This is a genomic window from Rubneribacter badeniensis (assembly GCF_002899695.1).
In the GTDB taxonomy this organism is placed as follows: Bacteria; Actinomycetota; Coriobacteriia; order Coriobacteriales; family Eggerthellaceae; genus Rubneribacter; species Rubneribacter badeniensis.
In genome coordinates this window covers 1-6,645 of the sequence record NZ_PPEL01000121.1, presented here as the reverse complement: position 1 = coordinate 6,645, position 6,645 = coordinate 1, and the positions used below count along the sequence as shown (strand labels likewise).

The 6,645-nt window shown below is 62.2% G+C and carries 5 protein-coding genes and 1 tRNA gene; 2 read left to right on the top strand and 4 right to left on the bottom strand.

All coding sequences use genetic code 11. The annotated features are described in order from the left end of the window. The first annotated feature begins 193 nt into the window (after positions 1-193). Complete coding sequence (locus C2L80_RS12745) at positions 194-1,195, top strand: YdcF family protein (protein WP_087197955.1); 1,002 nt, start codon at positions 194-196, stop codon at positions 1,193-1,195. A gap of 305 nt (positions 1,196-1,500) precedes the next feature. Here the strand turns inward: C2L80_RS12745 and C2L80_RS12740 are convergent, their stop codons facing one another. Beyond that, entirely contained in the window at positions 1,501-2,121 is a 621-nt protein-coding gene (locus tag C2L80_RS12740; protein ID WP_157941094.1) for a 5-formyltetrahydrofolate cyclo-ligase, read from the bottom strand. 431 nt (positions 2,122-2,552) lie between these two features. Here C2L80_RS12740 and C2L80_RS12735 point away from each other — a divergent pair, with 431 nt between their 5' ends. Further along, on the top strand, positions 2,553-3,029 hold the full coding sequence (locus tag C2L80_RS12735) for an RrF2 family transcriptional regulator (RefSeq protein WP_087197959.1): 477 nt from the start codon (positions 2,553-2,555) through the stop codon (positions 3,027-3,029). A gap of 200 nt (positions 3,030-3,229) precedes the next feature. Here the strand turns inward: C2L80_RS12735 and C2L80_RS12730 are convergent, their stop codons facing one another. From C2L80_RS12730 to C2L80_RS12720, 3 genes are all read right to left on the bottom strand, one after another. Then, positions 3,230-4,720, bottom strand: coding sequence for an Nramp family divalent metal transporter (locus C2L80_RS12730; protein ID WP_092196869.1), 1,491 nt, complete (start codon positions 4,718-4,720; stop codon positions 3,230-3,232). Between the two features lie 2 nt (positions 4,721-4,722). Continuing rightward, a complete protein-coding gene (locus tag C2L80_RS12725; protein ID WP_087197961.1) occupies positions 4,723-6,075 on the bottom strand; it encodes a magnesium transporter in 1,353 nt (450 codons plus the stop codon). A 177-nt stretch (positions 6,076-6,252) separates the two neighbouring features. Next, a tRNA-Arg gene (locus C2L80_RS12720) sits at positions 6,253-6,329 on the bottom strand. Positions 6,330-6,645: the final 316 nt, after the last annotated feature.

Genomic DNA, 6,645 nt, shown 5'->3' with positions numbered 1-6,645 from the left:
ATCGGGAGAGGGCCCGGGGGCCGGAAAGCCGGGAGGCGGGAGGCGGGGAGAGGCTGGGGAGTTTGGGAGCTCGGAAGCGGGGAGAGGGCCCTCCGAAGCGGGGTTCAGGGAACAATTTGGCGACGAAACAGGTACGAACGCTATACTGTCACCTGACGTTGTTTCACTCCTTGGAAGGCCTCGAAAGTCTCCGATGTTTCTCACCTTGCTGTTCATATACTTTCCCGCTTTGGTGTTCGGCCTCCTGTTCATCAAGAATTACCGCAAGGAGCCGCGCCAATTCCGCAATTCCCTATACTTTCTGCTGCTGTGCCTGTTTGCGTTGTGGGGGCTGTCCGTTCAGTTCAACCTGCCATGGCTCGTGCTGCTGGGATTCGTATCCGTGCCCTTCGGCACGGTGGCGCTCGTGGTGTTTTTGCTGGCGAACGCCTTTGTGGTGGTGCGGCGCGAAGGGCTTTCCCTCGCGCATCTGCTGCCGGCGTTCCTTGCGCTCGGCATCATCGCCATATGCGTGGGCGTGCCGTGGCTCATGTTGGTGCCCGCTCCCGGAATCGTCGTCGCGCTCGCGTTGCTGGTGGTGATGGAGGGGTCGTATCTGGCGTTCACGTTCGCCGCGCTGCTTCTGTACTCGTGGTTGTACCGCAAGCTGCCGAAGCGCCGCGATTACGACTACATCGTGGTGCACGGCGCAGGGCTTTCGGGGACGAAGCCGACGCCGCTTCTGGCCGGTCGCCTCGACAAAGGCGTGGAGCTGTGGGAGGCCGACGGCAAGCGCGCGGTCATCATCGTCTCGGGCGGTCAGGGGTCTGATGAAGAGGTTCCCGAGTCGTTCGCGATGAAAACGTACCTCGTGGAGGAGCGCGGCGTGCCCGCTGACGCCATCATCGAGGAGGACCGCTCTACCACCACGATGGAGAACCTGCGCAACAGCAAGGCCATCATGGACGCGCGCTCCGGCGCGGGGTCGTACCGTTCTGCCGTGGTGACGAGCGACTACCACGTGTTCCGCACGGCTGAGTACGCTCACAAGATCGGCCTTGTCGCCGATGGCGTGGGCAGCAAGACGGCGCGCTATTTCCGTCCCTCCGCGTTCATCCGCGAGTTCGCGGCGGTGACCAAGGCGCACCTGTGGCCGATCATCCTGATCTTCGTGCTGTGGCTCGTGCCGTCGGGATGCTCGCTGCTGGCTCGGTGACGCGCTCTCGTTTTGCGCTTTCGGGTATCTTGCGGGCTTTTGGGGCTCGGCGTGTTTTGGTCCGAGGGGAGCGGCGATCCCCGGTGCGCCTGCGCCTGTCTGCGCGGTCCGAATGTTTCACGTGAAACATTTGTTTGCTTCAAGAGGTCGCGATCCTGTTCGGCGCATGCGGCGCGATGGGAGAGGTGCGCCGGTGGTTGGGCGGTCGCTGCCCGAAGCGCTGTTCCCGTCCTGCGCTTTCGCCGTTTGACATGTCGGAGCATGCAGACGGCGTAAGGAGGGGCGAGGTTGCGGCGTTTTAGCGGTTAGCCACGCACCACGCGGGGCAGCAGGGCGTCGTGGGGATCGCGCGGGACGGCCTCTACGCGCTGCTCTTCAAACGCCACTCCCACGGCGAGCGCATCGGGGCGCAGCCTGGGCAGCAGCCGGTCGTAGTTGCCGCCTCCGTAGCCCAAGCGGCCTCCTGCATCGTCGAACGCCACAAGGGGAACTGCGACGACGTCGAGGTCGTGCGGGTTGACAGGCTCGTACCCTTCGCTTTCGAGCGCATCGCGGGAAAAACGGCGCAACGGGTGGGAGAGGAACGCTTCGCGCGCATGCGCCATGCGCCTGGGCGAGACGCGGTAGAACTCCATGCACGCCCTCTGCTCGCCGTCGTCGAGCACCATGCAGGGAAAGCACACGACCCAGCCTTGCGCATATGCGGCGCTCACGAACGGATCGACGTTTACTTCGCTGCGCATGGCCGCGTACACGGCGATGACCGGTGCGCCGCTGTCTGCCGCGTAGGCATCGCAGACGCAAGAGGATGCCACGAGCTGTGCGAGGGCGTGACAAATCGTCTCGCTTCTGCGAGTGCGCTCTTCAAGGGGAATGGCGTCGCGTCGGGCGAGGACTTCCGCACGCAAAAGGGCTTTCTCGTTCATGGAAGGAAGTATATCATCGGGGGCGCTTGAGGCGACAGGCCGCGCTTTCCGCGCCCGCGCGCTTTGCGTGAAACGTTCGGGCATGGGAAGACGGCGTGCAAGGGCGGGCGACCTCCGCGCATATTGGAATCGAAGCAGATGTAACCATTCGGTTCCACAAGGCTCCGAACACCGGTAGATTGCGCAAACGTAACCGTTGCAATTCGATTTGACCTGCAAACCTGTCTTTGACCTTGCTATAATCGATCCTCATTAGGTACACTCGAACCACCTTGAATCTCGGGCCCTTGGTTTGGGGGGTCGGAGGCGGAAAACGACGCTGCTTCAGCGTCGTTTTGTTGTATCAAGGGAAAAATGATTCGTGTACTTATATATAATCGAAAAAGTCACCGGAAATTCGGCCGGTGGTACGACGGAGTAAGGAGACAGCAGTGCAACTGAAGGCATCGACCGATTACGGTATGCGCGCCATATTGTACCTGGCTGCGCAGGGAACCACCTGTTCGTCGAAGGATATCGCCGAGGACATGTCCATTCCGCGTGACTACCTTATCCAGCTTGCGCAACTGCTGCGTAACGCGGGCATCATCGAGGCGCGTCCGGGAAAGCACGGCGGCTATCGCTTGGCGAAGGAGCCGGCCAGCATCAGCATGCTTGAGATCATGGAGGCGCTTGACGAGGATGCCAAGCAGTCGACGCGCGCTCGTCGCAACGCGCGCAAGGACGGTGCCATGGTGCAGGGAGTCAAAGAGGCTTACGAGCTGGTGGGAGAAAGCATGAGCGCGTTTTTGTCCAGCATCACGGTGCAGATGATGCTGGATTGCGTACGCGATGGCGAGAGCAAGTACGTTTTTCTCTCGAAGCGCCTTGAGGAAGAAAGCCGTCGCTTGGCGGCCAAAGCCGAATAACCCTCAATCGCAACCGCTTCAGAGGCTTCGCCGAGATCCGAGATAGTCCGATCGCCTTGCCCTTCACACGGCGCATCTGCTTCGCGTTTCCGCAAGGGCGCAAAGGGCGAGGCCGCACAGATACACAGACGAGAAGCGGAGAAGCTTTCAGGCTCATCGGTTAGAACGCAAAGCCTCGATTCGATTGCCGCATGCCCCTCTCATCCGATGCCAAGCACCTGCATGACCAGCAACGCCGCCGTCAGCACGGTGACGATGCCCACGGTCAGCCAGATGAGCGTGCGCGAGATCGCTCGCGATCGGTACGCGCCCATGATGCGCTTGTCCGCGGCGATGACGGCCATGAACACCAAGAGCACCGGCAGCACGAGGCCGTTCACGAACTGCGCGGTCAGCATGACGCCCATGAGGTCGATGCTCGGCACGAGCACCACTACGGCCGAGAACGCTATGACGAACGTGAAGATGCTCTTGAACAGCGGCGCCTCGCGCCACTTGAACGACACGCCTGCCTCCCAACCGAACGCCTCGCAGATGACGAACGCCGTGGTGAGCGGCAGCACGCAGGCGGCCAGAAACGACGCGGCGATCAACCCGATGGCGAACAGTGCCTCGGCGTAGTGCCCGGCGAACGGCGCCAACGCGCGCGCGGCGTCGGCTGCCGATTCGATCTCGATGCCTTGAGGGAACAGCACCGCGCCGGTGGTGACGATGATGAACCACGCCACGAGGCATGCGGCGATGGTTCCCGCCACCACGTCCACCTTCTGCGAGAAGAAGTCCTTCACCGACACGCCCTTCTCGACCACGTTGCTCTGGTTGAAGAACATCATCCAAGGGGCGATGGTGGTACCGATCATGGCGATGACCAGCGACATGAAGCTCGTCTCGCCGATGACGCGCGGCACGACGGTGTGCTCGAGCGCGTTCTCCCAGTCTGGTTGCGCCATGAAAGCCGCCACCACGTACGTGACGAACACGAGCGACAGCGCCAAGAACACCTTCTCTGCCCGCTTGTAGCTGCCTCCCACGATGAGCAGCCACACCGCCACGGCGGCAACGGGAACGGAAAGGTACTTCGACACGCCGAACATCTCCATGCCGCTTGCGATGCCCGCGAACTCGGAGAACGTGGTGGCCACGTTGCCGATGAGCAGCGCCAGCATGGCAAGCGCCGTGAGCCGGATGCCGAAGCGCTCGCGGATGAGCGCAGCGAAGCCCTTGCCGGTGACCGCCCCCATGCGCGCGGCGGTCATCTGCACCACGATGAGCAGCACGCACATGATGGGGATGACCCAGAGGGTCGCATAGCCGAACTTCGCGCCGACGGTGGAGTACGTGGATATGCCGCCGGCGTCGTTGCCGGCCATGGCGGTGACCACGCCGGGGCCGAGCGCCGCCAGCACGAGCCACAGCTTGCTCGGCTTCTTCTCCGACGCGGTTGCGAGGGCATCTGTTTCGATGCCCCCCTTGCGTTCCGCGCGTTTCGCCTCTTTCGCATCCGGCGTGCTTTCGATGCGTTGGGCGAGCGCTTTTTGGTTGCGCTTGCCCGTTGCGCCCGCAGACGCCAAAGCCGGATCCTCAGTTCTGTGCGAGCCGGATGTCGAGCGCTTCGCATTCTCGATACGTCCCGTTTGGAACGTGCCCCATTCGCGCTGTCCGCTCGATTCGCTCTGCCGCTTGATCACCATGGCTACCTCCAAGAATAGCCGATGACCTGGAACAGCACGAGCGTGTACAGCGCAAGGAACAGCACGGCTGCCACGGCGATGCCCACGCCTTTGAGCACGGTGAGCTTCGCTTTGTCGCCGCTCACGTCCTCTTCGATGGCGTCCCAGGCGTCGTCGACGGTGACGATGCCGAGCATCATATTGTGCTCGTCCACCACGGGCATGGCGGGAAGGTCGTACTTGAAGATGTCGGCTGCCACGTCCTCTTCCGTCTCGTCCGGCGGCACGGATATCACGTCGTCGAACATGACGGCGCTCACGCGCGTGGAATCGTCGGTGAGCACGAGGGTGCGCAGGCTCAGCACGCCCACGAATTCGTCGTACTCGTTGAGCACGTACACATAGTGCACGGTGGGATGGTCTTCGGGCAGCTCGCGAAGCACCTCGATCGTCTCGCCCACGGTGTCGTCGTCGTGCACGGCCACGAACTGCGTGGTCATCATGCCGCCGGCTGTGCCGTCTTTGTAACCCAGAAGGCGACGGATCTCGGTGGCGTCCTCCATGCCCATGAGGCGCAAAAGCGTCTCGGCCTTCTCGTAGGACAGATCGCGCACGATGTCGGCGGCGTCGTCGGGGTCCATGTTGCCCAGAAGGCCGGCGGCGCGCTTGGTGTCGAGGTTCTCGATGAAGTCGGCTTGGTACTCGTCGTCCATCTCGGAGATGGCCTCGGTGGCCTGCGCGTCGTCAAGATGCTGGAACACATTGGCGCGCTGCTGGGGGTCAAGCTGCTCCAAGATGTCGGCCACGTCGGCGGGGTGCAGCTCGTCGAGGCGCTTGTGCGTGACCGACAGCTGCACCTCGGACAGGTCGCGGTCGAGCAGGTCCATGTAGTTCCAAGCGATGATCTGCTCGTCGATCTTCTTGCCGAACGCGCGCGCCACGGCCACCACGGCGCGCTCAAGCCACGGTGCCAGTCCGCGCAGGATGCCGCGCGTGCCCACCTCTGCGCCGAGGAGCCGCAGCTGCGAGCCGGAAACGGACAGCTTGAGGTCGTTCACGCGCACGACCTTCATGCCCTGCGTGTCCACGATCTGGCGGTTCATCAGGTCGCGCGCGAGCAGCACTTCGTCGGGCTGCAGGTAGCTGAAGCGGATGTCGTGCGCGGGCACGCCGAGGATGATGCCGTCTTCGTCGAACTCCTCGACGTACTTGCGCCAGGAGATCATGAACGGCACCTTGCCCGGCCCTTGGAAGGCTAAGCTGGTGATGCGGGGGAATACTTCGCCGGTGGAAATAGCCAGGTCCGAGATCGTGCCGATCTTTTCGCCCGTGGCGTCGGTGACGGGTTTCCCCATCATTTGAGAGAGATAAAGCATGATGATGTCCCTTACTAAGCGGAGCAGCCGTCCTCCGGTCGCCGCAGCAAGGGAGCCGAAGGAGAACTACTTACTGTGAGGTTTCGATTTTCGAACCTTCAAGTACGTTCCTTTCCTTGGCCAATAAAAAAACCGCACGTGCTGCTGCCAGTCGTTGCGGGTTCTTGGTGCTGTAAGTGGTGCGCCGTGAGGGATTCGAACCCCCGACGTACTGATTCGTAGTCAGTCCCTCTATCCAGCTGAGGTAACGGCGCACGTCGAAACAGCAAAGGATATATTACCCAGTTCTGAGCAGATGTCAACGCATAATTCCCAAATTTTGGGGAATTTCTCTCGCAAAGGGGCCCAGCCGCCGCCTGCGGCCGGGCCCGGAGGGAGGGAACTTAATAAGGGCGGGGGAATACCGGCTTTCTCGCTCTGACGTGCTCTCTCAAGTCAACTTTTGGAAACCCGGTGTTGCCCCGCCCCTTATCATGACGCCTATCATGGCACCCGATCTTCATCCAAGAGCAGCCTAGCTTTGGGCTGCGGCGGCTTGGGCTACGTGGCGCATCAGCACGGCGGTAGTTA

Bases quoted from the DNA above. Each gene is read 5' to 3' on its own strand.
- C2L80_RS12745 (WP_087197955.1), top strand. From the start codon at position 194: ATGTTTCTCACCTTGCTGTTCATATACTTTCCCGCTTTGGTGTTCGGC.
- C2L80_RS12740 (WP_157941094.1), bottom strand. From the start codon at position 2,121: ATGAACGAGAAAGCCCTTTTGCGTGCGGAAGTCCTCGCCCGACGCGAC.
- C2L80_RS12730 (WP_092196869.1), bottom strand. From the start codon at position 4,720: ATGGTGATCAAGCGGCAGAGCGAATCGAGCGGACAGCGCGAATGGGGC.
- C2L80_RS12725 (WP_087197961.1), bottom strand. From the start codon at position 6,075: ATGCTTTATCTCTCTCAAATGATGGGGAAACCCGTCACCGACGCCACG.